This is a genomic window from Affinibrenneria salicis, assembly GCF_008710095.1.
In genome coordinates, this window is record NZ_VYKJ01000003.1 from 347269 (window position 1) to 374171 (window position 26903).

The window sequence follows — 26903 nt, forward strand, 5'->3', positions numbered from 1 at the left end:
CGGTGGCAGAGTATCCCGTCCGGCCGGACGCTGGCAACGGCGCCGATCGCATTGTGCGCCGCCTGACGCGCCCCACGCCGCCGGATCCGCTATTGCGGTCGCGTCGAGCGAATAATATACTGCGCGAATTTAACTGCTGCGATTGAGAATTATTTTCATTATTGTGCGTCGTTATGCGATACCCCGGCCCGGCAATATTTCAGGACGTTGTCTGACTGACGGGCAACCGATGCGGCGCACGGCCGGAACGATCACGGGACATCATGGTCGCGAGGAACTTATGCACAGAAGCATGTGGATGGCGGCGGCTGGCCGTTTTATCGTGACGCTGGCGCTGATGACCGGGCTGGGCGCGCCGTTCGTCCGCGCCGAGCCGGCGGGCTGGCCGCGAACGTTTCACAATGCCGACGGCAGCACGGTCAGCCTGCCCGCCGCGCCGCAGCGCATCCTGTCGACCTCGGTGACCATCACCGGCACGCTGCTGGCCGTCGATGCGCCGGTGGTGGCCAGCGCGACCGCGGCCAACGGCCATTTTTTTGCCCAGTGGGATCGCGTGGCGCAGGCGCGTCGGTTGGAAAAACTGTGGCCGGCGGGCAGCGCGGATCTGGAGGCGGCTTACGCCGTGGCGCCGGATCTGATCGTGGTCGCGCTGACGGGCGGCGACTCGGCGCTCGGGCAGATTGAGGAACTGAAGGCTATCGCGCCGACCCTCGTTCTGGACTATGGCGGCCAGACCTGGCAGGACCTGGCGCGGGAAATCGGCGCGGCGACCGGGCTTGAAGCGCAGACCGAGGCGCGGATTGTCGGCTTCGATCGCGAGGTGGAGCGGGCGCGCAATAAAATCGCGCCGCCCGCCGGCAAGGTCAATATCATTAGCTACAACGGCCCCGGCGCCAGCAATCCCATCGCGACGGCCGACGGCGTGCACGCCCGGCTGCTCAGTTCGCTCGGTTTTACGCTCGAAGCGCCCGATCCGGCATGGCAAAGCAGCGTCTCTCCCCGTCAGGATTTTGTCTGGGCGCAGTACGAAAACCTGACCCGCCTCGCGGCGCCGACCACCTTCCTGCTGAGCGCCGGGGATGAGAAAGCGGCGGCGTTTCTACGCGATCCGATGCTGGCCAACCTGCCTTCGGTAAAGAATAAGCAGGTCTACGGTCTGGGGGTTAACTCGTTCCGTATCGATTATTTCAGCGCCAGAGAGATTATCGACGGCATCATCAGGCGATTTGGCCAGACGCAGCAGGCCGGACCTGCGCCATAGCCGTTTCGCCCCATCAGCAGGATTACGTCATGCCACCAGTTGTGCAGGTTGTTCCCCGTTCGCGCAGCGACAGGTTCAAATTTCGCCGTCAGGGTCTGCTGCTCTGTGCGTTGTTGCTGGCTGCGCTGGCGGCAGGGAGTCTGTTTATCGGCACGCGGCCTATTGCGCCGCGGGTCACCTGGCAGGCGCTGGTGGCGTTCGACGCCGGCAGCAGCGAACACTTGCTGGTGCGCTATCTGCGGATCCCGCGCACCTTGCTGGCGATTGTGGCGGGGGCGGCGCTGGGCGTGTCCGGCGCCATTATGCAGGCGCTGACGCGCAACCCTCTGGCCGACCCGGGTATCCTCGGCGTCAACGCCGGCGCGATGGTGGCCATCGTAGCGGCCATCGCCTTCCTGGGGATTACCGATGTCGCCGAATATATGTGGTTTGGTCTGGCCGGCGCCGGACTGGTCGGGGGCGGCGTATACCTGTTGGGCGGCGGCTGGCGTGAGGTCAATCCGGTGCGGGTGGTGTTGGCGGGAGCGGCGCTGACCGTGGTGCTGCTGGCGATAGCCCAGGTGATCACCGTCAATAGCGATGAAGAGGTGTTCAATCAGTTTCGCCATTGGGCCGTCGGTTCTCTGCAGGGGCGCGGTTATGCGGTGCTGGCGCCGGTTTCCGTGCTGGTCGCCGCCGGTCTGCTGATGTCGTTCGCGCTGGCCAAAGCGCTGGATATGGTGGCGCTCGGCAACGATCTGGGGCAGTCCCTCGGCGTGAATGCGACCGCGGTCTGGCTGCTGTCGGCGCTCAGCGTGATTACGCTGGCGGGCGCCGCCACGGCGGCCGCAGGACCGATTAGCTTTATCGGGCTGACCGCCCCGCATTTCGCTCGCTTTGTGGCCGGCTCCGATCATCGCTGGGTTCTCCCCTGGTCGATGATGATTTCCGCCATCCTGATGGTGGCGGCCGATATGCTCGGCCGCCTGCTGGGCTATCCCGGCGAAATCAGCGTCGGCATCATGGTGGCGCTGATTGGCGGGCCGGTGTTTGTGGTGCTGGTTAAACGATGGAAACTCATACAGTTATGAACGCTAAGCGGAGCGCGGGCGGCGCGTTCGTCATGAGTGGCCGGCTGTGGCGGCGCGGCGGCGTGTCGCTGCTGGTTGCCCCGCGTTTGCTGATCGTCTGCGGCGTGCTGCTGGCGCTGCTGCTGCTGCTGGCCGCGTTCGCCATCACGGTAGGGCGCATCGATATCGGCGCGATGCAGATTTTGCATGTGATCTTCGGCGGCGGAGACGGCGGTCCCGGCGACCGCATTGTGCGCAATATTCGCCTGCCGCGCACGTTGACCGCTATTTTTGTCGGTGCCGCGCTGGGCGTGTCAGGCGCGATTTTTCAGTCGGTGTCGCGCAACGCCCTCGGTTCTCCGGACATCATCGGCTGCACCACCGGCGCGGCCACCGGCGCGCTGATCCAGATTGTTCTGTTCCATCCCGGACCGATGGCCGTTGCTTTGGCCGCGATAACGGGCGGCGTTCTGACTTCGCTGCTGGTCTATGTTTTGGCGGTGAAAGCTGGGGTGATGCGGGGCTATCGTCTGATCCTGACCGGCATCGGCATTGGGTCGGTACTCAGCGCGCTGAATGGTTTCCTGCTGGTGAAGGGGGATCTGGATAATGCGATTATGGCGAATCTGTGGCTCGCCGGTTCGATACAATCCCGTACCTGGATGCATCTGATACCGGTCGCCGTCGGCGTGACGATCCTGCTGCCGCTGATCCTGCTGGCCGCCAGAAAGCTCACGATGATGGAAATGGGCGATGAAATGGCCTGTCTGCTGGGTATTCGCGTGGAGCGCACTCGCCTGCAGATGATTCTGTGCGCGGTGATTCTGGCGGCGCTGGCCGCCGGCGCCGCCGGCCCTATCGCCTTTGTCGCGCTGGCCGCCCCGCAACTGGTGGTGCGCTTAACCCGGGCGCGGACGCTGCCCGTGATCAGCGCCGCGCTGATGGGCGCCTGTTTGCTATTGCTGGCCGATCTGATCACGCAACTGATTCCCCTGACCGTCGCGGTGCCGGTGGGCCGCATGACCGGTATTTTGGGCGGGCTCTACCTGCTCTGGCTGTTAACCCGGACGCGCCGCTTCTGAATCTTGCCGCCGGCGATAATATGATCGGCGTCCCATATCAGGCCTTTTCACCAGATCTAAATTGATAATGATTTGCATTACTAAATATGAATTATTATCATTCCCGTCATTCTTCTGCTTATTTTTTAACCGAACACCGGCGCGGTCGGCGACAGGCGGAGGAAGTGCTTTTCCAGCTTCAACGCAGCCATCGTAGTGAAGACAAAACAATAACCAGGCGGTGGCGCCAGGACGGGCCTGACGACCTGTCTCCGGCATGGATAACGCGCGGCTCGTCGGTACCGCTGGCGCACGGATGCCGTTTGCAAAGTGAAAACCACAGTTATTTTTTCTATGTGAGTAGAACGGATTTTGTGCACATTTGCTTATTAAGGAGGGTTATTGATGAGTACGTTACACACGACTCAGCGGCACAAAATATCGGTTGGCAACCGGGGATCTGTGCGTTTACGCGTTGTCGGTTCCGCCGCTACGCTGCTGCTGGGGGCGGTCGTCTGGCCCCTGTCCGACGCCCGAGCCGCAGAAGAGGAGCTCAGCGCCGGGTCGTCGGGAGACGAAAACAGTCAAAAGCGCGTCAGCGCGCCGTCCGACTCGCTGCCGGCAATGGATACCATCGTGGTGCGGGGGGAAAAAACCGAGCGGTCGATTTACGATACCAGCGCGAGCGTGGAGGTTTACGATGAGCGCCGGATGGCCGCGGTGCCGAACGCCAGCTCGGTGTCGGACCTGCTGAAACAGACTCCCAATGTGGTGGATGTGGGTATCGGCAACGATCTGCCGACGATTCGCGGTATCGACGGCTCCGGGCCGGCGCAGGGCGCCAACGCTTTTCTCAACGGCACCCGTCCCCGCATGAACATGTCGGTCGACGGTCGCTCGCTCACCTATAACGAGCTGGCCTTCGGCCCGCAGTCTCTGTGGGATGTGGAACGGGTTGAAATCTTCCGCGGTCCGCAGAGCTATATCCAGGGCCGCAACGCCATTGCCGGCGCGGTAGTAATAACCTCAAAAGATCCCTCTTTTGAGTGGGAGCAGGCGGTGAAAGGCGCGATCGGCAATCATCACTCTTCGCAGACGGCGGCGATGATTTCCGGTCCGGTGGTTGAGGATCAACTGGCGTTCCGCCTCAGCGTCGATCGCCAGCGACGGCGCAGCGACGCCGATCTGACCGCGTATGCGCCGGTAGGCGACCCGCGCGAGATCGAGGTGACGACGAGCCGCGCCAAGCTACTGTACAACCCTGCCGCGCTGCCTGAACTGACGTCGCGGCTTTCCCTGAATCACTATGATACGCAGGCGCCGCAGAACGAAGCCTCCAGCAGCCTGCGTTTTGAAAGCACCAGACCGGTTTTCAAGACAAAATCCACCAGCGGTATCTGGGATCTGGAATGGGAGGCCTCCGAAGGAATCAATTTTGAAAATAAACTGCTGTATACGAATTTCTCTAATCATCGCCTGACGCCGACCGGGCTCCAGTCCGCCGACATTGACGGCCGGGAACTGCAGATCGAGCCGCTGATGCGCTTCGGCGCCGACGGCGACACGTGGCGCGGGCTGGCCGGGCTGCGTTACTTCCGCGGCACTCAGGATGAATTCGTCAACTTCAATGCCTACTACGGCGGCGTCAATACCTTTGACGACAAGACCGAAACGGCCTCCGCCTTCGCCGAACTGAGCTGGGCGCTTCATCCGCAGGTGGATGTGACCTTCGCCGGTCGCGTCGAGCGCGAACAGCGAAAGCGCACGGGGGGCAGCGGGGCGGTGAACATCAATTTCGACGAAACCTACAACGTTTTCCTGCCTAAAGTCGATCTTGCCTGGAAACCGCTCGACGGCCAGACCCTGGGGGCCAAAATCGCGCGCGGCTATAATGCGGGCGGCGCCGGCATGACATTCGTCCAGCCGTTCATCAGCTATACCTACGACTCCGAATATGTCTGGAACTATGAACTCTATAGCCGCCATCGGCTGAAGGATACGCGGGTCGAACTGACGACTAATATTTTTTACAACGATTACAAAGATATGCAGTTGCCGATTACCGAAGGCAGCTCCAGCGTGATCCATAATGCCGAAAAGGTGGAAACCTACGGCGCGGAATTTGGCGCGCGCTGGCAGCCGACGCGGGATCTGGCGATGTTCGGCTCGGCCGGCTTGCTGAAGGCGAAGATTAAACGTTTTTCCGCCGCCAGCGGCGCCGAAGGGGCCGATCTGCCGCGCGCGCCAGCCGTATCGGCCAATGTGGGCGCCAGCTATCTGATCACGCCCGGTCTCGAGCTAAGCGGCAACGTGCAGTATTCGGACGCCTACTATTCCGCGTATGACAAGGATCCGCGCGGTCGGATCGGCGCTTACTGGATAACCAACCTCCAGCTGGCCTACACCTTCGCCCATGGGCGAGCCACACTGTTCGCTCAGAACCTGTTCGATTCCGATAAGCGGGTGATGACCTACTACGGTGCTTCGCAAAATGTCGACTATCTCTCTGAAATCAGACGCCCCAGAATGATCGGTGCCTCAATCGAACTGACGTTCTAGCGCGTTTTAACGCAATCGCTCGTCCGGTTATTTCGCCTCGCCGATCGCTATCCCGCATCGGCTGGCGAACCCGCAGATTTTCCGGCGCCGTCCGGAGGCTCAGGAGATCAGATCGGTGACAGAAAATTTTGGCAGTCTTCTGACTGAAGAAGAAACGCGGCGTTTCAACGCCGCGCTGGCCGACAGCGACGACGATGCGCAGGCGGCCGGTCCCGGCCAGCCGCTGTCCGCCGGCGAGGAGCAGGCATGGCTGCGTCATCAGCAGGAGTCGTACCCGCCCGAGCAGTGCGCGCTGGCCTGGCGTTTGGGCGCGCAGATCAACCCCGGCCGGCTGGTCAGCGCGCTGGAGGCGGTGCTGAAAACGGTACCGGGGCTTAATGTCCGCTATCGCTTCGATACGCAGGGCGAGCTGCGGAAATTCGCTGTCGACCCGTTGATACAACCGGTTGATATGCAAATCGTGCAGAACGAGGGGCAGGCGATCGCGTCGCTGCGGCAGCGGCAGAACACGCCGTTCGCGCTGCATCTTGAGCCGCCGGTGCGTTTCCTGTTGTTTATCGGCGCGCCGCACGGCGTTGTGCTGGGCGTCATCACGCACGCGATTCTGGACAATCAGCTGTCGTGGCGGCAGATACTGTCCGCGCTGACGGCTATTTATAACGACAGCCCGCTGCCGGCGTTCGGACCGTGCGCCGCCGGCGACGGCATCGTCGAGATGACCGGTCTGGCCGACGGGGGCCGCCGGGTAGCGCTGCCCGGCCTGTACCGCTGCGACGCGCCGGAAGTTGTCGACTTCGTCAACGCGCAGCAGAATTCCGCCGCCGTCGGCGCAACGGCGCGTCGCTACGGCACCGTGCTCAATGCCGGGCGTCTGGCGCTTTTGATACCGGCGGACAGAGATGATGCGCAAGCCGATCTGACGGCGTTTGCGTCGTTGTTCGGCGTTTATTTGTCGATGCTGGGCGGCGGTGACGCGGTGACGATCGGTCTGCCCGGCGTCGGGGACGAGCGCGCGCCGGCGGAAGCGGGACAGTCCTCGCCGCCGCGGCGGATGACGGTTCGCCATTGCGGCGAGGCGCCGGGCGACATCGTGGCGCGGCAAGCCCATCCGGCGCCGGGTCGGGAAATCTCGGCAGAGCAACAGGCGGAGGCGGGCTGCCATGCCGCGGTGATACGCCTGCTCGATCCGTCGGCCGCTTTGCTGCTGGAGGGCGTGGCTGCGACCCGAATACCGCTGCCGCCCGCTCACTGCATCGTCGATCTGACGCTGGCCGTCGGCGTCAGCACGCCGGACGGGCTGGCGCTGGAGCTGATCGTCGGGCCGCAGGTTTCGCCGCATATCGGCGGCTTTCTGCTCGAACAATTCGTCGCCTGGCTTGACGGACGGACCGCGGCGGCGCAGGTCGTCGCCAATGCGCCGAAAACCGCGCCGGCGCCCGGTCGGACGGACGACGCCGCGCAGCGCGAGGCGCCGGCGGAGGATGGGGAGACGATCGTCAGACGGATTCTCGACGAACTGCGCGAGGCGCTGTCGTATCCGCAACTGACCGCCGACGATGATTTTTTCGACTACGGCGGTCATTCTCTGATCGCCACGCGCGTAATCGGTCGGCTGCTCAGTCTGCACAATATTGAAATTCATTTGAACGATCTGTTTAGCCATCCCACCGCTCGCGGATTGGCCGGACGAGCTCAACGTCACGCCGGCGCCATCGCCGTGGACCGCGTCGTCCGGTCGGATGAGGACGCCGCCGCAAGCGTCCCGCTGTCGCTGGCGCAAAAATCGCTGTGGCAGGCCTGGGCCGCCGTTGGTTTTAGCGAAATTTTCAATATTCCGTTCGCGCTGCGCTTTCTCGACCCGGTCGACGAGGCGGCGTTCCGCCAGGCGCTGCTGGATGTGCTGGCGCGTCATGGCGCCTTACGAACGCGTTTTGTCGCCGCCGGGAGCGAGGTGCGCCAGCAGGTCGTGGCGTTCAGCGAACTGCCGCGCTATTCATGGTTCTGGTTCTCGAACCAAAGCGAAGAGGCCGACTGGCGCGAGGTGCTGGCGCAGGAGGCGGGCTACCGTTTCGATCTGGCGACGGAACTGCCTCTGCGGATCAAATTTATCCGCGACGGGGCATCCGGTCAGCAAATCCTGTCCCTGTTGTTTCATCATATCGTACTGGATGAATGGTCGGTTAACCTGCTGATGGACGAACTGGCGCACGCGTATCCGTGTCGGGCGGCCAATCGCGCGCCCGAATGGCGCGGCCAGCCGGCGCCGTTCCATGCGTTCGCCGACGGGCAACACAAGACCGGCGTTAATCAGTCTCATCTCGACTATTGGGTCGGGCGGCTGCGTGGGGCGCCCGGCGCCGCGCCGCTGTTTGCAACCGAGGCGTCTGCGGCGCCGGTCTCCTCTTCCTGCGCCGGCGGCTGGACAGAGCTGAAGCTTGAGAGCCAGGTCGCCGGGGGGCTGTATCGGCTGGCGCGTGAGCACGGCGCTTCACTGTTCAATGTGGCGTATGCCGGTATCGCGGCGGCGCTGCGCCGTCTCGGCGCGCCGGATGACATGGTCATCGGCACTTCGGCATCCGGACGCCATGATGCTCGCTTCTTTGACACCATCGGCTACTTCACCACCGTAGTCGCTCATCGCCTGCGCTTTGGCGAATCGCTAACGCTGGCTGAGCTGATCGAACAGGTGAAGAACAATATTAACCAGTCTATGCCCTACAGCGATATCCCCATCGATTTGGTCGAGTCGGCGCTGGCGGACGACGGCGCGACGGCGCGCGGCCATATGTTCGAAATATTTATTCAGCTACATGCGAAGAACAAGCTGAATGGGCGCTTCACCCTGGACGACGGTCGCGCTGTGGCGTTCAGACAGGTCGATCCGGACAAAAGCGAATCGCTGCTGGGCCTGCAATTCGAGGTGATGGAGGAGGTCATCGACGGCGAGACGGCGATACGCGTACTGATGAGTTACCGTGCGGATCATTATGACGCCGAACGGGTTGCATTGATCGTCAGTACCCTAAGCGCCACCTTTGATCGACTGGCTGAGCCGCTGGCGGGGCGCCAGTCGCTGACGTCACTTTTGTCGCCGCCGGCGCGCGGCGGCGAACGCGCATCCTGAGCGGTCCGGCGCGGCTTAATTGCCGCTCCGGGCGGCGCTATTGAACGTCACGAAACATACCTGGCCTGACGGCCGCCTTCAGGCAGCGGCCGGGCGGGACGCAGCCGTGCAATACGCTGCCCGCCCGTCATCGCGCCACAGCAACAGAAGGAGTCACCGTGTCTTATTTATCTACCGATGCTTCTCAGCAGGCTCTCAGCCACCTCTCGCCCGACGACTGTCTGTTTATGTCGGACGAAAAAGGCCTGTTGGCCCGCGGCCGCTATGCGACGATCGCGGAGCCGCTGGCGGGGGCCGCCGATCCCGACAGCCCGATCCAGCGCCATATCGGGCGGCTATTTCGACAGGCGAAGACGGACGGTATCGCTCAGCCGCTGCTGGTCGGCGCGATTCCCTTCGATCAACATCAGCCGGCGGCGCTGTTTATTCCGCAGCGCTGCCATTGGTTCCGCCGCGAGCAGCTGACTGACATTTCCCCGGACGCCGATTGCCCGGTCCGGCGGATGCATCAGCAGCCGGGGCGGGATAGCTTCTGCCGCATGGTCGCCCTGGCCATTGACGCCATGCGCAGTCACCGGCTGGAGAAAGTGGTGCTGGCGCGCCTGCTGGAGATCGAAACCGAGCGTCCGCTGAACCCGCTGCGTATCCTGCGCCGGCTCAACGCGCAGAACCCGACCTGTTACAACTTCCATATTCCGCTGCCCGGCGGCGCGCTGGTGGGCGCCAGCCCCGAACTGCTGGTGCGCAAACAGGGGAAAAGCATTTGTTCGCTGCCGCTGGCCGGGTCTATCGCGCGTGCGAAAGATCGTCATCAGGATAATCAGCTGCGTCAGCGGTTGATTGACTCAGTCAAGGATAATCATGAACACCGTCTGGTCATATGCGCGATGCACGGAGCATTGACCGCGCGCTGTCGCACTCTGCGCGTGGCGGCGCATCCTGCGGCGATCGCCACCCCGGTGCTGTGGCATCTGGCCACCGAAATTCAGGGCGAGCTGCGGGATCCGCGCGACAATGTGCTTTCCGTCGCCTGTTTGCTGCATCCAACGCCGGCGCTGTGCGGCACGCCTTTTCAGGCGGCGAAAGATCTGATCGCCAGCCTGGAACCGTTCGAGCGTCATCTGTTCGGCGGGATTGTCGGTTGGTGCGACGCCAACGGTAATGGCGAATGGGTGGTCACCATACGCTGCGGCGAGGTGTGCGCCTCGCGGGTGCGGTTGTTCGCGGGAGCGGGGATTGTGGCGGATTCGCAGCCCGATGCCGAGTGGAATGAGACCGATGTGAAGTTCAGCACTATGCTGCGCGCATTCGGCCTGCAGAGCGGGGAGTGTGCGGCATGATCATTGCGTTCAATCGCTGGCCCGACGAGCTGGCGCGGCGCTATCGCCAGAAAGGCTACTGGCTGGATATCCCGTTGTGCGACATTTTGAGCCGCCATGCGGAAAATGACCGCATGGCCCTGATTTGCGGCGAACGCCGGTTCAGTTATCGCCAGCTTCATCAACAGGTTGAACGCCTGGCGGCGGCGCTCGGCCGGCGCGGCGCGCGGCGCGGCCAGACGGCGCTGGTGCAACTGGGCAATGTCGCCGAGTTCTATCTGACGTTTTTCGCGCTGCTGCGGCTGGGCGTGGCGCCGGTCAACGCGCTGTTCAGCCATCAGCGCAGCGAACTGACGGCCTATGCGCAGCAGATTCAGCCGTCGCTATTGATCGCCGATCGCGACCATCCGCTATTTGGCGATGACGATTTTATCGGGCAGCTGCAAGCGCATGTACCGCAACTGCGCCAGATCGTGCTGCGCGGCGACGGCGGGAGCGCGCGCGATCTGGCGACGCTATTGGCCGAAGCGTGCGGGGAGCCGCTCTTTTCACCGACGCCGGCCGATGAGGTGGCTTTTTTCCAGCTGTCCGGCGGCAGCACCGGCACGCCTAAACTGATTCCCCGGACCCACAATGATTACTACTACAGTATTCGCGCCAGCGTGGCGATCTGCGGTTTTGACCAGCAAACGCGCTATTTGTGCGCGCTGCCGGCGGCGCATAACTATCCGTTGAGTTCACCCGGCGCGCTGGGCGCGTTTTATGGCGGCGGCCAGGTAATTATGGCTGCCGATACCAGCGCCGCCGCCTGCTTCCCGCTGATCGCGCGCCACCGGGCGAATGTGGTCGCGCTGGTTCCGCCGGCGGTCAGTTTGTGGCTGGAGGCGATCGCGGTGGGCGGCGTATGCGATGCGCTGGCCAGCCTGACGCTGCTGCAGGTCGGCGGCGCCCCGCTTAGTGAAAGTCTGGCGCGCCGCATTCCCGCCGTCATGGGCTGCCGGCTGCAACAGGTATTCGGCATGGCGGAGGGGCTGGTCAACTACACGCGTCTCGATGATGACGATGAACATCTGTTTACCACTCAGGGTCGGCCCGTCAGCGCGGATGATGAAGTTTGGATCGCGGATGAGCAGGGGCGGCCTTTGCCTGCCGGCGCGGCGGGACGGCTGATGACGCGCGGTCCTTATACCTTCCGCGGCTATTACCGCAGCCCGCAGCATAATCAGCAGGCCTTCGATCCGCAGGGCTTCTATTGCTCGGGCGATCTGGTGAAACTTACTCCCGACGGCTATCTGCAGGTGGTGGGCCGGGAGAAAGATCAGATTAACCGCGGAGGCGAAAAGATCGCCGCCGAAGAAGTGGAAAATCTGCTGTTACGCCATCCCTCGGTGATTCATGCGGCGCTGGTGGCGATTCCCGATCCGCTGATGGGTGAAAAAAGCTGCGCCTTTGTGGTGGTCAGCGAAGCGCTGAAGAGCGTGGCGCTGCGCCGCTATTTGCGCCAGCAGGGCATAGCCGATTACAAGCTGCCGGATCGTTTCGAATTCCTGCCTTCCTTACCGACCACGCCGGTCGGCAAAATCGATAAACGGAGTCTGCGTCGCTATGTTCTGCAACGGGTGCAGGCTTCATCACTGTCAGGAGAGAAGAATGAGCATTCCTAAACTGAAGAGCTATGACCTGCCGATCAGGGATGCGTTGCCGGTCAATAAGGTCGACTGGCCGGTGGCGACCGGTCATGCCGCGCTGCTGATTCACGATATGCAAAATTATTTTCTTAATTTTTGGGAGCGGGACAGCCCGCTGGTACAGCGGGTTATTGACAATATCGCCCGTCTGAAACGAGCCTGTCGCCGCCAGGGCATACCGGTGTTTTACACCGCGCAGCCGGAAAATCAGAGCGATGAGGAACGCGGACTGTTGAACGATATGTGGGGCGCAGGTTTAACGAACCGCCCCGAACTGCAAACCATTGTCGATGCGCTGACGCCGGATAATCAGGATATCGTGTTGCCGAAATGGCGTTATAGCGCGTTTCAGCGTTCGGAGCTGGAGCGGTTGCTGAAAAACGGCGGACGCAATCAGCTGATGATCTGCGGGGTTTATGCGCATATCGGCTGCCTGACCACCGCGCTGGACGCGTTTATGCGCGATATCAAACCCTGCATGGTGGCCGACGCGATGGCCGATTTCAGCTATGAACAGCATATGATGGCCCTGCGTCATACGGCCAGTTGCTGCGGTCGCGTGGTTAGTACCGGCTGCCTGCTGGACGCGCTGAGCGCCGACCGGTCGGGCTGGGATAGCGTCCGATTGCGCGAACTGTTGCTGCCGCTGCTTGACGACGACTGCGGCGAAATCGGCGATGACGAAAATCTGCTGGAATACGGCCTGGATTCGGTGCGTATCATGTCGTTAATTACCCACTGGCGCGGCGAAGGCTATGAGGTCGACTTCATTTCCCTGATGAAAAATCCCACGCTTAACGGCTGGCGTCAGCTTCTGGCCGAACCGCCGGAGAGCCGGCCATGAGCCGCGGGTTCGATTTCAGCGGCCGTCAGGTCTGGGTCAGCGGCGCCGGCAGCGGGATCGGCTATCGGACCGCCTGCCGTTTTCAGCAGGCCGGCGCGCAGGTGGTTGGTTTCGATATCGCTTTTCCCGCCGGGGAGGTGCCGTTCAGCGTTCGAGAGCTGGACGTCAGCGATCCGCAGGCGGTCGCCGATTGCTGTCGCGAGACGCTGGCCGGATGTCCGGAACTTGATGTATTGGTCATCGGGGCCGGTATTCTGCGGCTGGGCGCGACGGAGTCGCTGCCTTTCGCCGACTGGCAGCGTTGCCTGGCGGTGAACGCCGGCGGCGCGTTTAATCTGTTTCAGGCCGTTATTCCGCAATTCAGACGCCAGCGGCGCGGCGCGATTGTGACCGTCGCCTCCAACGCCGCGCATGTTCCGCGCAGCGGCATGTCGGCGTACTGCGCCTCTAAAGCGGCGCTGCGCAGCCTCAGTTTAAGCGTGGGGCTGGAGCTGGCGCCGTTCGGCGTGCGCTGTAATCTTATCTCGCCGGGCTCCACCGATACGCCAATGCTGCGATCGATGTGGCGCTCTCCCGCCGCGCGGCGGCAGGTTATCGACGGCGCTCCCGCGCAGTTCAGACTGGGCATCCCGCTGGGTAAACTCGCCACCGTCGACGATATCGCCGACGCGATCCTGTTTATGGCGTCCGATATGGCCAGCCATATCACCCTGCAGGATGTGGTGATCGACGGCGGCGCGACGCTGGGCGCTTGAGCGCCTGACTGGCGGTCGGGGCGGCGCCTGAGCGTTCACGCAGGCCCGCTCCCGATCTTCGGCCCGTTTAGTCCTGGCTGTCCATGATCTCGTGGCGCAAATCGTGATAGCGCTCTTCGTTGTAGCCGCGGCGCCAGTAAGGAATGGCGTAGACGCGCTGACGATCGACCGCTTTGTCGCGACGCAGATAGCGGCGCAATGTTTTAATCATCTGGTCTTCGCCGGCGATCCAGAAGGTCGCATCGGTTTCGGGCAACGGCCATGAGGTAAAAATAGCCGTCAGCCGATCGGTCAGCGAGATATCCCCGCATAGCCAGACGATCTCTATGCCGGCCGGTTTATTCAGCGGCTGGATATCGCACTCTTTATCTACGCGAATGACCGCTTTGCCCTGCGCATCCGGCGTCATTTTTTCGAGCAGCGCGGCAATCGCCGGCAGCGACGTCGGATCGCCGGCCATAAAATAGTAACTGGCCGTCGGCAGCATGGGATCGGGACCGCCGGGATTAGAGATGCCGATCCAGTCGCCTGGCTGCGCCCGTCGGGCGAAGCTCAGCGCCGGCCCGCCGTCGCCGTCATGAATGGCGAATTCAATATCCAGTTCGCGCTGCGCCGGCCGGAAAGCGCGTACCGAGTAGGTTCTGATAAACGGCGGCGTCTCGCCTTCTCGCCATTGCGGCCCCTGAGGCGTGAGGGTGGGTAAATCCGGCTTCAACTGGCCCGCATGCGGCAACAGAATTTTCAGGTGCCAGCTTTCACAGTCGGGCGGGTAGTCATGCAGATTCTCGCCGCTGAATGTGATGCGGCGCAGACCGGGGGTAATATCGCGGATCGCTTTAACCTGTACCAGCCGCGGCGGGGCCGGGCGGTAGGTGGTTTTGGCGGTTTCGATTGGCGTGGACATCGGTCTTCTCCCTGAGAAGCGGTGGTTTTTTGTCCTGCCAGTGTATCAGCCCTTCAGGTAAATGCTCATCGTTATCATTATCATCTGAGGCGTTCATCCTGGTTTTTACCCATTAAATTGATTAATTAACATTTTAGTCACGATTTTTTTACCGCCGCGCCGCGGGCTGGCGTTTCGCACGCAATTTGCGGCTGATAGCGGCCGAAGCGGCGGAGGCGGTCGGCGTTGGTTGTGCAGACCCGGCGCCGGCCGTAAGGATTGTGTCCGCCGTTCGGCCGGCCGTCGGTCCGCAATACCGGTCGGTTGCGCGAGTCGGCAGACCCGGAACCTGGCAGTAGGGATTGTGTCAGCGGTTCGGTCGGCCGTCGGTCCGCGACGCCGGTCGGTTGCGCGAGCCGGCAGACCCGGCGCCCGGCCGTAAGGATTGTGTCCGCCGTTCGGCCGGCCGTCGGTCCGCAATACCGGTCGGTTGCGTGGGGCGGCAGACCCGGCGACGAGATCGGGAAGGGCGCGCGTAAGCCTAATCGCCGCCGCACCGGGCGCTGAAGACGGCGCAACCGCATCGGCCATGTTCCGGGCCTCGCCGATACGGTTTTCGTTCCGCGGGACGCGGCGCGCAAATTACGCCGTCTGCAGCCACCAGCACGCTTCAAACGGCCGCAGCGTGACGTCGCGCGGCTGCGCCGGCGCATCCGGGTAGTTGCCCATCAGCAGGATCCAGCGTCCTTCGGATGCGAAGGCTTCCGTCGGCAGGCGCAGCGACTCGCGGCTGAGGTTGGCGGCGACCAGCAGGCGCTGGCCGTTCCAGCTGCGCTGGTAACACCATAGCGCCGGGTGCTGCGGCGCCAGATCCTGATAGTCGCCATGAGTCAGCAGCGGATACTGCTTGCGCAGGGCGATCAGCCGGCGATAGGCGTGAAATACCGAATCGGGATCGGCCAGCGCGGCTTGCGCGTTGATTTCCCGGTAATTCGGCGCGCAGCTAATCCAGGGCGTTCCCTGGGTAAAGCCGGCGTGCGGCGCGGCGCTCCATTGCATCGGCGTACGGCTGTTATCCCGCGATTTGCTGGCCAGGATCGCCAGCAGGCTCTCGTCGTCCCGACCTTGCCCGCTCAGTTCGGCGTACATGTTCAGGCTTTCCACATCGCGGTATTGGTCGATATGGCTAAAGCCCGGATTGGTCATGCCCAGCTCTTCCCCCTGGTAGATATAGGGCGTGCCCTGCATGCCGTGCAGCACCATCGCCAGCATTTTGGCGGCGGGCACGCGCAGCGCGCCGTTATCGCCAAAGCGCGATACGATGCGCGGCTGATCGTGGTTACACCAGAACAACGCATTCCAGGCGCGATCGTGCATGCCCTGCTGCCAGTGGCGGAAAATTTGCTTCAGCTCGACATAGTCCGGTGCGGCCAGCGTCCATTTCTTCCCGCCGGCATAGTCCACCTTCAGATGATGAAAATTGAAGGTCATCGACAGCTCCGCGCCGCTCCTGGCGGCATATTGCCGGCAGTGTTCCAGCGTGGTGGAGGACATCTCGCCGACGGTCATCAGTCCGCGCGGCTGGAAGACTTCCCGACTTATCTCCTGCATAAACTCGTGAATGCGCGGGCCGTCGGTATAGAAACGACGGCCGTCGCCCTGCGTATCGTCGGGGAAGTCCTGCCGTTTGGACACCAGATTAATGACGTCAAGGCGCAGGCCGTCCACGCCTTTGTCCGCCCAGAAACGGCAGACCTTTTTCAGCTCTTCGCGTACCGGCGGGTGCTCCCAGTTCAGATCGGCCTGTTCGGCCGCGAACAGGTGCAGGTAATACTGGCCGCTTTCTTCGTGCCATTGCCACGCCGGACCGCCGAACTTAGAGCGCCAGTTATTGGGCGGGGCGTCGTCTTCCCCGTCGCGCCAGATATAGAACGCGCGCCAGGGGCTGGCGCGATCCTGCGCCGCTTTGAACCAGGGGTGCCCGGTCGAGGTATGGTTGAACACCATATCCATCACAATGCGCATGCCGCGCCGGTGCGCGGCCGCTACCAGCCGTTCGAAGTCCGCCATGCTGCCATAGGCCGGATCGATGGCGCAGTAGTCCGCCACGTCGTAGCCGTTATCCACCTGCGGCGACAGATAGATCGGCGTTAGCCAGAGGGCGTCGACGCCCAACTGCTGCAGATAGTCCAGGCGCTGTATTACGCCGGCCAGATCGCCATAGCCGTTGCCGGTGCTGTCCTGAAAACTTTTTGGGTAGATCTGATAGATGACGCCGTTTTGCCACCAGGGAATGGGGTTATGCATTGCTGATTACCTTTTGACATGTTGCCTGGGCCCGCGAACCTTAGCGGCTGCGAGCCCCGGGGCCTGTAGTTATACCGGCAGTTCGCCGCGGCGGGCTTTACGTTTGTAGACCATGATGGTCAGCAGCAGCGGAATGACGATCGCCACCAGCATGGCCAGCGAGAAGATCGGCCAGAATTTGGGTTGGATCGACAGGATGCCCGGCAGGCCGCCGACGCCGATACCGTTCGCCATCACGCCGTTCAGTCCGCAGATCAGGCTGGCGACCGCTGAGCCGATCATGGCGCACAGCATCGGGAAGCGGTATTTCATGTTGATCCCGTACATCGCCGGTTCGGTTACGCCGAGATAGGCGGAAAGGGCCGCCGGCACCGATATGTCGCGTTCGTTGGCCTTGCGGCTAATGATGATGATGCCGAGCACCGCCGACGCCTGGGCGATGTTGGAAATGGCGATCAGCGGCCATACCGGCGTGCCGCCCATGCTCTGGATCATCTGCATATCGATGGCCAGCGAGGTCTGATGTACGCCGGTAATCACCAGCGGCGCGTACAGGAAGCCGAACAGCGCGGCGCCAATCGGCGCCAGGCTGCCGGTCATTACCGCTTTCACCGCCCAGGCCACGCCGTCGCCGATCATGCGGCCGAACGGACCGATCAGCGCGTGCGCCAGGAACACCGCCAGCAACAGCGAAATGACCGGCACGACGACCAGATACAGGTAATCCGGCACCCATTTTTTCAGCCGGGTTTCAATCCAGCCGAGCGCGACGCCGGCCAGCATGGACGGGATAACCTGCGCCTGGTAGCCGACTTTTTCAATACTGAACCAGCCGAAATTCCATACTTCCGGCGTCTGTACGCCGATTTGATAGGCATTCATCAGCTGCGGCGACACCAGCGTGACGCCGAGCACCAGACCGAGTACCGGCGTGCCGCCCATTTTTTTCACCGTCGACCAGCAGATGGCCACCGGCAAAAACATGAAAATCGCCTCGCCGGGCAGCCACAGAAAGTCATAGATGCTTTGCCATGCCGGATGCATCTGCGCCAGCGTCTGGCCGCCGGACATCGGAATATCGCCGATGACGTTGCGGAACCCGAGAATCAGACCGCCGCTGATCAACGCCGGCAGCAGCGGGAAGAAGATTTCCGCAAAGTGCGAAATGGCGCGCTCGCTCCAGGTCATATTCTGCCGCGCCGCCGCTTTGGCCTGCTCTTTATTGGCGTCGCTGAGGCCGGCGTTGACCAGTAGCGCCTGATAGTAATCGTCGACGTTGGTGCCGATCACCACCTGGAACTGACCGGCGTTGGTGAAGCAGCCCTTGACCATCGGCAGGGTTTCAATCTCTTTGGGGTTGGCTTTGGCTGGATCGTTCAGGACGAAACGCAGCCGGGTAATACAGTGGCTGACGGTCGCAATGTTTTCGCGGCCGCCGACCAGAACGAGCAGACGGTCGATATCCTGCTGTTTGACTTTACTCATTATGGGACACCTTAAATTAATACCTGGAGAGGCAACGGAACTGATGCCCAGAGCTTAGCGGTCCGGCGTCATTTATCAAGTGGGAACGTTCCCAGTTTGCGGACAAGATCACAAAAGCAACCCGCCGGTCAACGGAGATACAGCGCGCCTAAAGCCGCGCGTCGTAACGGTTTTGGTTAAGGTCAGGGGGGAATATGATCGCGACATAGCCCTGCCGGAGCAGACGCTTAGCGTCGGAGGCGGCATCGGTGAGGGCTGAACGGCCGGCGAGAGCCTTTTCAGCGCGCTTCGCGCAGAGGAGAGCAGGGCGTAAACATCGGCGGGCGCGGCGCGCCAGCCGGCTCTGCGGCGGAGGGATCAGGACAGCTGACTGGGCACCACGATGCGCCGGATGTCCGCCTTGCCGCTCAACTGGGCGAGCAGTTGCTGCACCGCCTGTTGTCCGGCGCTGCCGTAGCCGAATTCAACGGAGATCGTTTCCGGGAACAGAAAGCTGAGCAACGGCGTATTGCCGATGGCGCAGACCTGAATGGCGGTTATCCGCTGTTGCTGCAGGTACTTTATCGCGCCGAGGGCGATGCTGTCGGAGGCGCACACCAGCGCGCTGGTGTGCGGATCGATCGCCCGGGCGGCATGCTGAAACCCGCTCTGGTAGCTCAGTTCGCCCAGCGCCGCCCGTGCGTCGATCTGCAGGCGCCGGCAGGCGTCGAGATAGGCCAGATAGCGATCGCGGCCGGTGGTGGCGTCGCTTTGCTGCACGCCTAGGTAGCTGATGCGGCGGTGTCCCTGCTGATGCAGGCGTTCCATCAGCAGATTGACGGCGCCGGCGTCGTCGTAGCAAACCGAAGACAGACCGTCGTATTCCCGTACCATCACCACCATTTTGTCCCGCCACGGTTTTATTATGGCGGCGCCGAGCCCGGTGAAGCCAAACAGGATTACGCCGTCGACATTGCGCTGCGCCAGTACGTTGAGATGTTCCTGCACCAGCCGGGTCTCGAACTGGCTTTCCATCACGATGGGGTCGAAACCGTGTTGGTACAGCAGCGGCAGCATGGCGCGCACCGCCTGGTTTTCCGATAACGAATCCAGGCGGGAAACGATGATCCCCACGATTTTGTCGCTCTGGCCGCGCATCGCGCGCGCCGAGCGGGACGGCGTAAACCCATGCTGACGGATCGCGGCTTCGACCCGCTCGCGGGTTTGCGGATTCACGTTGCCTTCGTTGTTCAGCACGCGCGAGACGGTGGATTTCCCGACGCCGCACAGTCGGGCGATATCTTTAATGGTCAGCCGGTTTTGCATGGGGCGCTTATCGTTCAGGTTAAGGGGCGCTCAGGCGCCCCTGCAATGATTGCCGCCAGAATAACGCATTTTTCTCTCGCGATCTGTATGCAATCGGCCCTGCCGGCCTCAGCGGACGATCAGGCCTTGTCGGCTCCGGCGGAAGCCAGTGTGACCGGGCGACGTCCGGTAAGGGTGAAGAAGGAGACCGCGGTAAACGTCGCGGTGATGATGCCCAGAATCAAATAGGCCTGATGGAAACCGACGGTATCGTACATCCGGCCCACCCAGGTGGAGAGCAGCACGCCGGAAAGCTGTTTCGACAGGTTGAAGCCAATCAGAAACAGCGTGGCGGAAAGGCGCGGGTCAAATACCGAGGAGATGTATTTGAAGGTGCCGACCAGCAGAAACGGCACTTCAAACATATGCAGCGTTTTCAGGATAATGACCTCGATGCTGCTGCTGGCGAACGACGAGCCGATAATGCGCAGCGACATGATGGCTCCGGCGATCAGCAGGGCATTTTTCGCCCCGATGCGGTTAATGATCAGCGGAGCAAAAAACATAATCAGGGCATTAAGCAATTCCCCGCCGGTCGTGACGAAACCGAATATCTCGGTGCCGCGCTGCGGCGATGAAAAGAAACTTTTAAAGAAGTTGGCGAACTGTTGGTCAAAGACATCATAAATACTGGCCACGCCCACCACGTAGAGTAAAAACGCCCAAAAGCGCGGCATTTTCAGCAGTTCAAAGGCCATTTTTATGGAAAATTCGCGCTTATTGGCGCCGATCTGATCCAGCACCTGCGAGGTGCGATTGGGTTCGGGACGCGAGAGGATCAACAGCACCGCCAGGATTAGCGCGAACCCGGAGGCGACCCAGAAGGTGATATTGGGGTTGATGCTGAACAGGATACCGGTCAGCGACGCGCAAATCGCCCAGCCGACGCAGCCGGAAACGCGCACCCGCCCATATTCGAAGCGGTTGGTGCGGCTGACGCGTTCGATGTAGGCCTCAACGGCGCCGGCGCCGCCGGAAAAGACAAAACCGAGATACAGACCGCCCGCCAGTGCGCCGAGATAAATATTGTATTGCAGCAGCGGCGAAAGGACGAAAATGAAGAACGGAGCGAACAGGACCAGCAGAATAACGATGCACCACAATAAGTGTTTGCGTAAGCCTAATTTATCCGAGATCAGGCCGAAAGCGATCTGAAAAACGATGGCGAACAAGGCGATGGAGGAAAACACCATGCCGGTTTCCGTCTTCGTCAGGTGGTTTACATCCGCCAGCCAGACCGGGAAAAAGGGGAAATAGGCCGACATAATGAAATAGTAAAAGAAAAAGAACAGCATGAAATAGATGAAGTTATGCCGTTCACGCGGGTTAAGTTCAGAAAGTTTCATAGCATCTTTCCCTGGTTATGATTAAAAGACCGAAGGCGGGCGGCGATTTTCGCCTCCTGCCGACGTCAGCGTCGGCGCATGACCAACGCCGCGCTCATCCGCTGTTGGCCCGGGTCCGGCGCACCATCCCGCCGCTGGCGACGGACGGCGTTGCCTGCCCCCGCGGCATCAAGATTTTTGCCGGGGACGGGTGAAAAATGTCATGCGCTATACATCATGGTGTATTTATCGCTGTTACGCGGATTGACGGCAATTGTGAAATAAAAGGAATCCGGGAGAGTTCACAGAACGTGGCGTAAATAGCGTTAGAATGTCGTTAATCAGACATAAAATGTTAGCGTGTGACATTCCGCGTCGCCGCTTAACCTCGGTTCCTCGCGCCATCGCTATGGCCGCAGGCAATGACCAGGGGGGGATGATGAAAAAGCGCCTGGCCACGCTGGACGATGTGGCGAAAACGGCAGGGGTATCGCAGCAAACGGTCTCGCGGGTGTTGAATAGCCCGGCGCGAGTGGCCGAGCGCACCCGTCACAAAGTGATGCAGGCGATGCATAGCCTGAATTATGTGCCTAACCGTTCGGCGCAGCTGCTGGCCGGTAAGGCATCGACGGCGCTGGGCCTGATCAGCGCCTCGCTGACGCTGCACGCGCCGTCACAAATTGCCGCGGCGATTAAAAGCCATGCCGAAGCCTGTCAGCTTCAGGTGGCGATGGCGATGCTGAAAAATCCGGATTCGGCGGCGCTGCAGTCGGCGCTGAATGAGTTTCGCGCGCAAAATATTCGCGGCGTAATCGTCAGCCTGCCGCTGGAAGGCGGCGTGGCGGAACAGCTGGCCGGGGAGAATCCCGATATGGCGTGTCTGTTTCTTGATGTGCCGCCCGACAGCGATGTCTCCTGCCTGCGCTTTGATCATTACGACGGCACCAGTGCCTGCGTGAACCATCTCTGGCAACTGGGGCACCGGGATTTCGGTTTACTGGCCGGGCCGGAAAGTTCGATCTCGGCGCGTTTACGTCTGGCATGCTGGCGCGATGCGCTGCACGCCCTCGGCGTGAGCAACGCGCTGACCGAATTCGGCGACTGGAGCGCCAGCAGCGGCTGGGAGAAAACCTTCGCGTTGATTAGCGCCAACCCGCGCATCAGCGCGATAGTGGTGGCGAACGACCAGATGGCGCTCGGCGTGCTCAGCGCCCTGCATCAACTGAAAAGAGTCGGGGCGGAGTCGGTATCGGTAACGGGCTATGACGATACGCCGGATAGCCAGTTTTTTCAGCCGGCGTTGACCACGGTGGCGCAGGATTTCGAACTGCTGGGAAAACGTGCGGTGGCGAATTTGCGTCACCTGCTGGAGCGACCTGAACAGCGGGTGCGGGAGTTGTTGCCGACCCGTCTGGTGATCCGCCAATCGACGTGGCCGCGGGGCGCGCAGGCGCCGCGCGACGAAGTCATCGAGCAATTGAAACGACTGGTCGCCCTGCTGTAAGCCGTTTTAGGCCGCGCTTTGCCCCCGACGGCGAGGCCCGGGATGAGCCGCATCATCGCCCGCAGTCAACGCATCTGCCGTCTGAGCCATGCTGAAGACAATAGCGTTCAGCGCGGGCACTAGTGTGTGCCCCTTAACCTCCCTGCATACCAAAATGTGATGCAGTAATCATTTCCGGAATGTGTTTGTGGGTTGAATATTGAGCATTTTCAGGACTATTTTTATCGCTTAAAGGCGTTTTTGCACAGTTATAACAATGCTGTACTGTACAAAAAACAGTTACGAGACACACCCTAGTCATACCACATCCACAGAGAACGCACGCCGGACATTAATGCAGGCAGGCCCCAAACAATCCCCGCCAGGATCAGCAGATAGTGTTTGTTTGATAAACCCGATTTAAACAGCAACTGATAACTCGCTTCTTCGGCTTGCGCAAGTAGCGGCGTCCGGCTCTCCGTTATAACGTCGCCGGGAGGGATGGGGCGGTCGTGCTCATCGCATAGTTGAATATGATAGCGGCCAGGCAACAGTTCTACCCGCCATTCCGCGCGTGAACCACGTGAAAAGCCGTTTTTATAAAAACGGCCCAAGGCGCCTTTTAACGGAATGGTAATCTGTTGCGGTTGTTGATGAATCAATGGCCTGATTTTCTGTATGCGCCGAAATAACGGCCCTTCGAGCCAGATGCTGAACACCGTTTTGCGGGTGATATCCAATACTTTAGTCGGCGTTTCGCTATTAATCACAAATAACGTTTTATTCACCATCTGGCGGAATAAAAGCGTTAGCGCGGCGATGAAAAGCAACAGTCCCGCCATCGTTTGTAGCACGGTAATAATATCCATAAACCTTCCTGCGTATGCTCTGTTTGCGCAGTATACCCTGCAGATTGCAGATTGCAGATTGCAGATTGCAGATTGCAGATTGCAGATTGCAGATTGCAGATTGCAGATTGCAGGTGCGTCGGCCGCGATCAATTTTCAGGTCCGTGCCGGGGCCTTCCCGCGGATGAAGCCGCCGCCTGCGGCGTTCAAACCGGCTTCCGGCGGATTTGTCGCCCCAGGCGCTTACCCGGGTAAACGCATCGGGATTCATGAGAGACATCCTGTCCGTCACCGAAGGTCAGCCGTTGGCGGGTCAAATCATTTTCTGGCCGTTGACCGGGTTCTTGCCGCGTTCGCAGCGCAAGGTCATGCGCCTCGCCCATTAAGCGTCAGCGCATTGCGTTGTTCAACACGATAATCGTTTGCCCTGCGCGCGAATTAGTTGGCGCATAGTCATTTATCAGCGGGCCTGGTAAACCTTGAGCCGCACGATCCCCTGACGGGAGAAGCCGTACAAAATAGGGCGGAAGATGATAATGCCGACGTCAGTTAACGCCCTGTCGCCGGCAAGCGTTGAGACCGTTACCGCGACATCACGGGTGTAAATCGCGCTACCGAGAAGGGGGATAGATCGTAGGTGGTTGAACCTGACGCAATCAATTCGGCCATGACTTTTCCAACGCCGGGGCCCATCTGAAAACCGTGCGTGCAGAATGCAAAGCTGTGATACAGGTCTTCATGTTTAGCCGACGCGCCAATAACCGGAATACTGTCGGGCAACCAGCCTTCAACACCGGACCACGAGCGGACCAATGTCGCATTACGCATGATGGGAAAGAGATCTATCGCGGTTTCGGCGGTTGGCTGCAGGTTGGAAAACACCACTTCTGAAAGATTTGTATGACGGTCTGCTCTTCCAAGACGTCCACCGCCAATGACGACAGTGCCGTTAGGCATCTGTTTGAATGAGAGCGGGCGTTTCGCCGCCATCACGACGGCGTGGCAGAATGGCGGCAAACGGGTTGTCACCATCATCATCGGCGCCAGCGCTTCTATCGGCACCGGCTCGCCGAGCGAAGCGGAAAGATCCCCGCCCCATGCCCCGGCGGCGTTAAGCAGTTTAGGCGCATAAAAACTCCCCGCCTGGGTGCTGACTTGCCAGACCCCGTTTTTTCTTACCGGCTGGCGGGCCGCCACGCCCTCAAAAAAACGGACGCCAAGGGACTCTGCTTTACGTTTGAATGCCAGGGTTGTTTTATAGGGCTGTGTAAAACCGTCTTTCAGGCTGGCAAGCCCGCCGACGGCGTGGTCGGAAATGGCGGGCAGTATGCTCTTAAGCTCATTGCGTTCGAGAATGACCTCATTGTCGTAGCCCAGCGCCAATAGACGCGCCGAGCGGGCGCGAAGCCCGACCATCTCCTGCTCATTCTCAGCAACTTCGATCTGTGGGGCGACCTTGAATTCACAGTCATCGTCGAGCAAATTATTAATGTCGTACCAGAGGTCCATCGACATATTGGACAGCGGGAGTTCCGCGATATGTCGCTGCAGCCGACGAACGCCGCCGGCATTTACGCCGGAGGCATGACGCGCGACGCTGTCTTTTTCGAGCACCACGACGGACATGCCTCTCAGCGCGGCGAACAGCGCCGTGCAGCAGCCGTGAATACCGCCGCCGATGATAAGGAGATCGCTTTTTCTGATTGCCTCAGTCGGGTTCATCGTCATACGGCGCGCCCCTCTTTTTCTCCAGGTTCAGGCCGGTATACGCCAAGCTCGCTAAGCGGAATCGGCTTTAGCGGCGCGCGAATGCGATAATATCCAACCTCTTCCGGGGACTGTTTCATGGTTTCAGCAATAATGCCCTGCACGGCAAGACCGCATACTCTTCCCTGGCAGGGCCCCATGCCGGCGCGGAAAAGTGATTTAACCTCATTCGGGCGTTTTGCCCCCAGGCGTGCCGATGCCCGGATCGTCGCGGCGGAAATTTCTTCGCACCGGCAGACGATGGTGGTATCGGCTGGGCTAATGATTTCCGGCGCCGGCGCATAATATATTTCGAGGAAGGGGCGAATACTGTTTTCACGCCGCAGCCCCTTATTGAGTTTATCTCGGAGCGCGGCGGCGCGATGGCCGCGTTTTTCCGCCAGCGATAACGCGGCGATTCGGCCCTGCAGTTCCGCCGCTTTGGCGCCCGCAATGCCTGCGCTGTCGCCCACCGCATATATGCCCGCCACGCTGGTTTCGAATGAGGCGTCGACAACCGGACGGAAACAATGTTGTTGCCTGTCCCAGACGTGCTCGCAGTTCAAGAGGCGGGTGGCCTGCTGGTTGGGAACCACGCCCTGGTGAAGCGCGACATATTTTGTTGATAGGCGATGATGTTTTCCGCCGGCGACGAACGTTACCGACTGCACCTCGCGATCGCCGGCAATTTCGATGCCTTTGGCCTGGCGATAAACCGGCACCCCGGTCCTGCGGACTTTCTGCATCAGCTTTATCCCTTTGAACAGATACTCCCGCGCTTTCAGTGCCTTCAGCAGATAAGGCAGAGCGGCAAGCATCCTGCCTTTAGGCACATTTTCAACGACGGCGAGAGGCGGGCAGCCCACATCAATCATCTGCGCGGCAACCAGCCAGATAAGGGGACCCGATCCAACCAGAACCACGTTTTCCTGAACCACTCCCGCCGTCTTGAGGAGAACCTGCAGCGCCCCGGCGGTGGTCACGCCGGGTAAGGTCCAGCCGGGTAATGGACACGGACGCTCAAATGCCCCTGTCGCCAGGATAATCGCGCCGGCGCGAATACGTTTTGACTGTCCGTCCTGACTGTATTCAACGAGCTTATCGGTACTGATATTCCAGACGATCGCCCGGGGAATGTATTCGACATTGCTGCTGCGAAATGCGCCTGTCAGTGAAAGCCCATAAGAATAATCCTTTCCAAGCAACTGGTGCCGGGCGTTACCGGCGGTTTCCACGTTACGGTATATCTGCCCTCCCGGGGCAGGATGCTCATCCAGGACCGTTACCGACAGGCCTGCCATAGCGGCTTCGGTCGCCGCCGACATACCTGCCGGCCCTGCGCCGATTACTGCCACATCCACAAATTGAGTCATTGTTTCCCCTGAGAACAAACACGCTGGCGTCGCACGACCATGCCTTCCTGAACCGTGACCATGCAGGACTGCCGGTTCGCCACGCCCTCTATTTCGACCAGACAGTCAAAACATGCTCCCATCATGCAGTAAACGCCTCGCGGGGCGCCGCTGACGACACTTTCGCGTAACGCCCGGCGATCAGCGGCAACCAGCGCCGCCGCCACGGTGTCGCCCTCCCGGGCAGAAACCGTCTGACCATCAAATGTAAAAGTCACTACCGCATTGGTATTATCAATTCGCTTTGCCATCGTTAATCCTCCGGATTTATCACCTTCTTCTGCCAACACGCTGAAAAGTGAAACCGGGTTAAATCGTTGTGGGTTAGGATGATAATCATGAAACCGTTGAAACACGGCTAATACAAATGAGTAAAGGCAGGCCTTCCATGTGTGAATGTTATGGAGCGC

Annotated in this window: 19 protein-coding genes; 10 read left to right on the top strand and 9 right to left on the bottom strand. The window is 60.8% G+C overall.

Translation table 11 applies throughout. The features are described 5' to 3' along the window. The first annotated feature begins 280 nt into the window (after nucleotides 1–280). From fepB to dhbA, 9 genes are all read left to right on the top strand, one after another. Complete coding sequence (gene fepB / locus FJU30_RS08720; protein WP_223881533.1) at nucleotides 281–1261, top strand: Fe2+-enterobactin ABC transporter substrate-binding protein; 981 nt, start codon at nucleotides 281–283, stop codon at nucleotides 1259–1261. 29 nt (nucleotides 1262–1290) lie between these two features. After that, entirely contained in the window at nucleotides 1291–2331 is a 1041-nt protein-coding gene (locus tag FJU30_RS08725; RefSeq protein ID WP_150434565.1) for a FecCD family ABC transporter permease, read from the top strand. Continuing rightward, a complete protein-coding gene (locus FJU30_RS08730; RefSeq protein WP_223881534.1) occupies nucleotides 2328–3392 on the top strand; it encodes a FecCD family ABC transporter permease in 1065 nt (354 codons plus the stop codon). The genes FJU30_RS08725 and FJU30_RS08730 overlap by 4 nt, the downstream gene beginning before the upstream one ends. A gap of 384 nt (nucleotides 3393–3776) precedes the next feature. Continuing rightward, nucleotides 3777–5930 (top strand): TonB-dependent receptor, encoded by a 2154-nt coding sequence (locus FJU30_RS08735; protein WP_150434566.1) that lies wholly within the window; start codon nucleotides 3777–3779, stop codon nucleotides 5928–5930. A 115-nt stretch (nucleotides 5931–6045) separates the two neighbouring features. After that, on the top strand, nucleotides 6046–9054 hold the full coding sequence (locus FJU30_RS08740; RefSeq protein ID WP_150434567.1) for a condensation domain-containing protein: 3009 nt from the start codon (nucleotides 6046–6048) through the stop codon (nucleotides 9052–9054). 158 nt (nucleotides 9055–9212) lie between these two features. After that, nucleotides 9213–10394, top strand: coding sequence for an isochorismate synthase (locus FJU30_RS08745; protein WP_223881535.1), 1182 nt, complete (start codon nucleotides 9213–9215; stop codon nucleotides 10392–10394). Then, nucleotides 10391–12037, top strand: a complete 1647-nt coding sequence (locus tag FJU30_RS08750; RefSeq protein ID WP_150434568.1) for a (2,3-dihydroxybenzoyl)adenylate synthase — start codon at nucleotides 10391–10393, stop codon at nucleotides 12035–12037. Before FJU30_RS08745 ends, FJU30_RS08750 begins: the two co-directional genes overlap by 4 nt. Next, on the top strand, nucleotides 12024–12905 hold the full coding sequence (locus FJU30_RS08755; protein ID WP_150434569.1) for an isochorismatase family protein: 882 nt from the start codon (nucleotides 12024–12026) through the stop codon (nucleotides 12903–12905). Before FJU30_RS08750 ends, FJU30_RS08755 begins: the two co-directional genes overlap by 14 nt. Beyond that, nucleotides 12902–13660, top strand: coding sequence for a 2,3-dihydro-2,3-dihydroxybenzoate dehydrogenase (gene dhbA / locus FJU30_RS08760; protein WP_150434570.1), 759 nt, complete (start codon nucleotides 12902–12904; stop codon nucleotides 13658–13660). The genes FJU30_RS08755 and dhbA overlap by 4 nt, the downstream gene beginning before the upstream one ends. A 67-nt stretch (nucleotides 13661–13727) precedes the next feature. Here dhbA and FJU30_RS08765 read toward each other — a convergent pair whose 3' ends face one another. The 5 genes from FJU30_RS08765 to FJU30_RS08785 all read right to left on the bottom strand — a co-directional run bounded on the left by FJU30_RS08765 (nucleotide 13728) and on the right by FJU30_RS08785 (nucleotide 21025). Further along, nucleotides 13728–14564, bottom strand: coding sequence for a siderophore-interacting protein (locus FJU30_RS08765; protein WP_150434571.1), 837 nt, complete (start codon nucleotides 14562–14564; stop codon nucleotides 13728–13730). 621 nt (nucleotides 14565–15185) lie between these two features. Next, a complete protein-coding gene (treC, locus tag FJU30_RS08770; RefSeq protein ID WP_150434572.1) occupies nucleotides 15186–16850 on the bottom strand; it encodes an alpha,alpha-phosphotrehalase in 1665 nt (554 codons plus the stop codon). A 69-nt stretch (nucleotides 16851–16919) separates the two neighbouring features. Further along, complete coding sequence (gene treB, locus FJU30_RS08775) at nucleotides 16920–18335, bottom strand: PTS trehalose transporter subunit IIBC (protein WP_150434573.1); 1416 nt, start codon at nucleotides 18333–18335, stop codon at nucleotides 16920–16922. Between the two features lie 357 nt (nucleotides 18336–18692). Further along, nucleotides 18693–19640 carry a trehalose operon repressor TreR gene (gene treR / locus FJU30_RS08780; RefSeq protein WP_150434574.1) on the bottom strand — a complete coding sequence of 316 codons (948 nt, stop codon included), beginning with the start codon at nucleotides 19638–19640 and terminating at the stop codon, nucleotides 18693–18695. A 119-nt stretch (nucleotides 19641–19759) separates the two neighbouring features. After that, nucleotides 19760–21025 carry an oligosaccharide MFS transporter gene (locus FJU30_RS08785; protein WP_150434575.1) on the bottom strand — a complete coding sequence of 422 codons (1266 nt, stop codon included), beginning with the start codon at nucleotides 21023–21025 and terminating at the stop codon, nucleotides 19760–19762. 418 nt (nucleotides 21026–21443) lie between these two features. Between FJU30_RS08785 and FJU30_RS08790 the strand changes: the two genes are divergently transcribed. Then, nucleotides 21444–22508, top strand: coding sequence for a LacI family DNA-binding transcriptional regulator (locus FJU30_RS08790; protein WP_150434695.1), 1065 nt, complete (start codon nucleotides 21444–21446; stop codon nucleotides 22506–22508). Nucleotides 22509–22801: 293 nt separating this feature from the next. On the opposite strand, the gene FJU30_RS08795 is transcribed toward FJU30_RS08790, so the two are convergent. From FJU30_RS08795 to FJU30_RS08815, 4 genes are all read right to left on the bottom strand, one after another. Further along, nucleotides 22802–23488 (bottom strand): hypothetical protein, encoded by a 687-nt coding sequence (locus tag FJU30_RS08795; protein ID WP_223881536.1) that lies wholly within the window; start codon nucleotides 23486–23488, stop codon nucleotides 22802–22804. A gap of 429 nt (nucleotides 23489–23917) precedes the next feature. Next, the gene (locus tag FJU30_RS08805; RefSeq protein WP_150434577.1) at nucleotides 23918–25063 is read right to left on the bottom strand and encodes an NAD(P)/FAD-dependent oxidoreductase; all 1146 of its coding nucleotides are present in this window, start codon (nucleotides 25061–25063) and stop codon (nucleotides 23918–23920) included. Continuing rightward, the gene (locus FJU30_RS08810; protein WP_150434578.1) at nucleotides 25060–26454 is read right to left on the bottom strand and encodes an NAD(P)/FAD-dependent oxidoreductase; all 1395 of its coding nucleotides are present in this window, start codon (nucleotides 26452–26454) and stop codon (nucleotides 25060–25062) included. Before FJU30_RS08810 ends, FJU30_RS08805 begins: the two co-directional genes overlap by 4 nt. Further along, entirely contained in the window at nucleotides 26451–26849 is a 399-nt protein-coding gene (locus FJU30_RS08815) for a (2Fe-2S)-binding protein (RefSeq protein WP_223881537.1), read from the bottom strand. Before FJU30_RS08815 ends, FJU30_RS08810 begins: the two co-directional genes overlap by 4 nt. Between the last annotated feature and the right edge of the window lie 54 nt (nucleotides 26850–26903).

What these genes read in the sequence shown, in the direction of transcription:
- FJU30_RS08810 (WP_150434578.1), bottom strand. Translation starts at nt 26,454, where the DNA reads ATGACTCAATTTGTGGATGTGGCAGTAATCGGCGCAGGGCCGGCAGGT.
- treR (WP_150434574.1), bottom strand. Translation starts at nt 19,640, where the DNA reads ATGCAAAACCGGCTGACCATTAAAGATATCGCCCGACTGTGCGGCGTC.
- treC (WP_150434572.1), bottom strand. Translation starts at nt 16,850, where the DNA reads ATGCATAACCCCATTCCCTGGTGGCAAAACGGCGTCATCTATCAGATC.
- FJU30_RS08735 (WP_150434566.1), top strand. Translation starts at nt 3,777, where the DNA reads ATGAGTACGTTACACACGACTCAGCGGCACAAAATATCGGTTGGCAAC.
- FJU30_RS08785 (WP_150434575.1), bottom strand. Translation starts at nt 21,025, where the DNA reads ATGAAACTTTCTGAACTTAACCCGCGTGAACGGCATAACTTCATCTAT.
- FJU30_RS08725 (WP_150434565.1), top strand. Translation starts at nt 1,291, where the DNA reads ATGCCACCAGTTGTGCAGGTTGTTCCCCGTTCGCGCAGCGACAGGTTC.
- dhbA (WP_150434570.1), top strand. Translation starts at nt 12,902, where the DNA reads ATGAGCCGCGGGTTCGATTTCAGCGGCCGTCAGGTCTGGGTCAGCGGC.
- FJU30_RS08730 (WP_223881534.1), top strand. Translation starts at nt 2,328, where the DNA reads ATGAACGCTAAGCGGAGCGCGGGCGGCGCGTTCGTCATGAGTGGCCGG.
- fepB (WP_223881533.1), top strand. Translation starts at nt 281, where the DNA reads ATGCACAGAAGCATGTGGATGGCGGCGGCTGGCCGTTTTATCGTGACG.
- FJU30_RS08790 (WP_150434695.1), top strand. Translation starts at nt 21,444, where the DNA reads ATGAAAAAGCGCCTGGCCACGCTGGACGATGTGGCGAAAACGGCAGGG.
- treB (WP_150434573.1), bottom strand. Translation starts at nt 18,335, where the DNA reads ATGAGTAAAGTCAAACAGCAGGATATCGACCGTCTGCTCGTTCTGGTC.
- FJU30_RS08805 (WP_150434577.1), bottom strand. Translation starts at nt 25,063, where the DNA reads ATGACGATGAACCCGACTGAGGCAATCAGAAAAAGCGATCTCCTTATC.
- FJU30_RS08765 (WP_150434571.1), bottom strand. Translation starts at nt 14,564, where the DNA reads ATGTCCACGCCAATCGAAACCGCCAAAACCACCTACCGCCCGGCCCCG.
- FJU30_RS08755 (WP_150434569.1), top strand. Translation starts at nt 12,024, where the DNA reads ATGAGCATTCCTAAACTGAAGAGCTATGACCTGCCGATCAGGGATGCG.
- FJU30_RS08750 (WP_150434568.1), top strand. Translation starts at nt 10,391, where the DNA reads ATGATCATTGCGTTCAATCGCTGGCCCGACGAGCTGGCGCGGCGCTAT.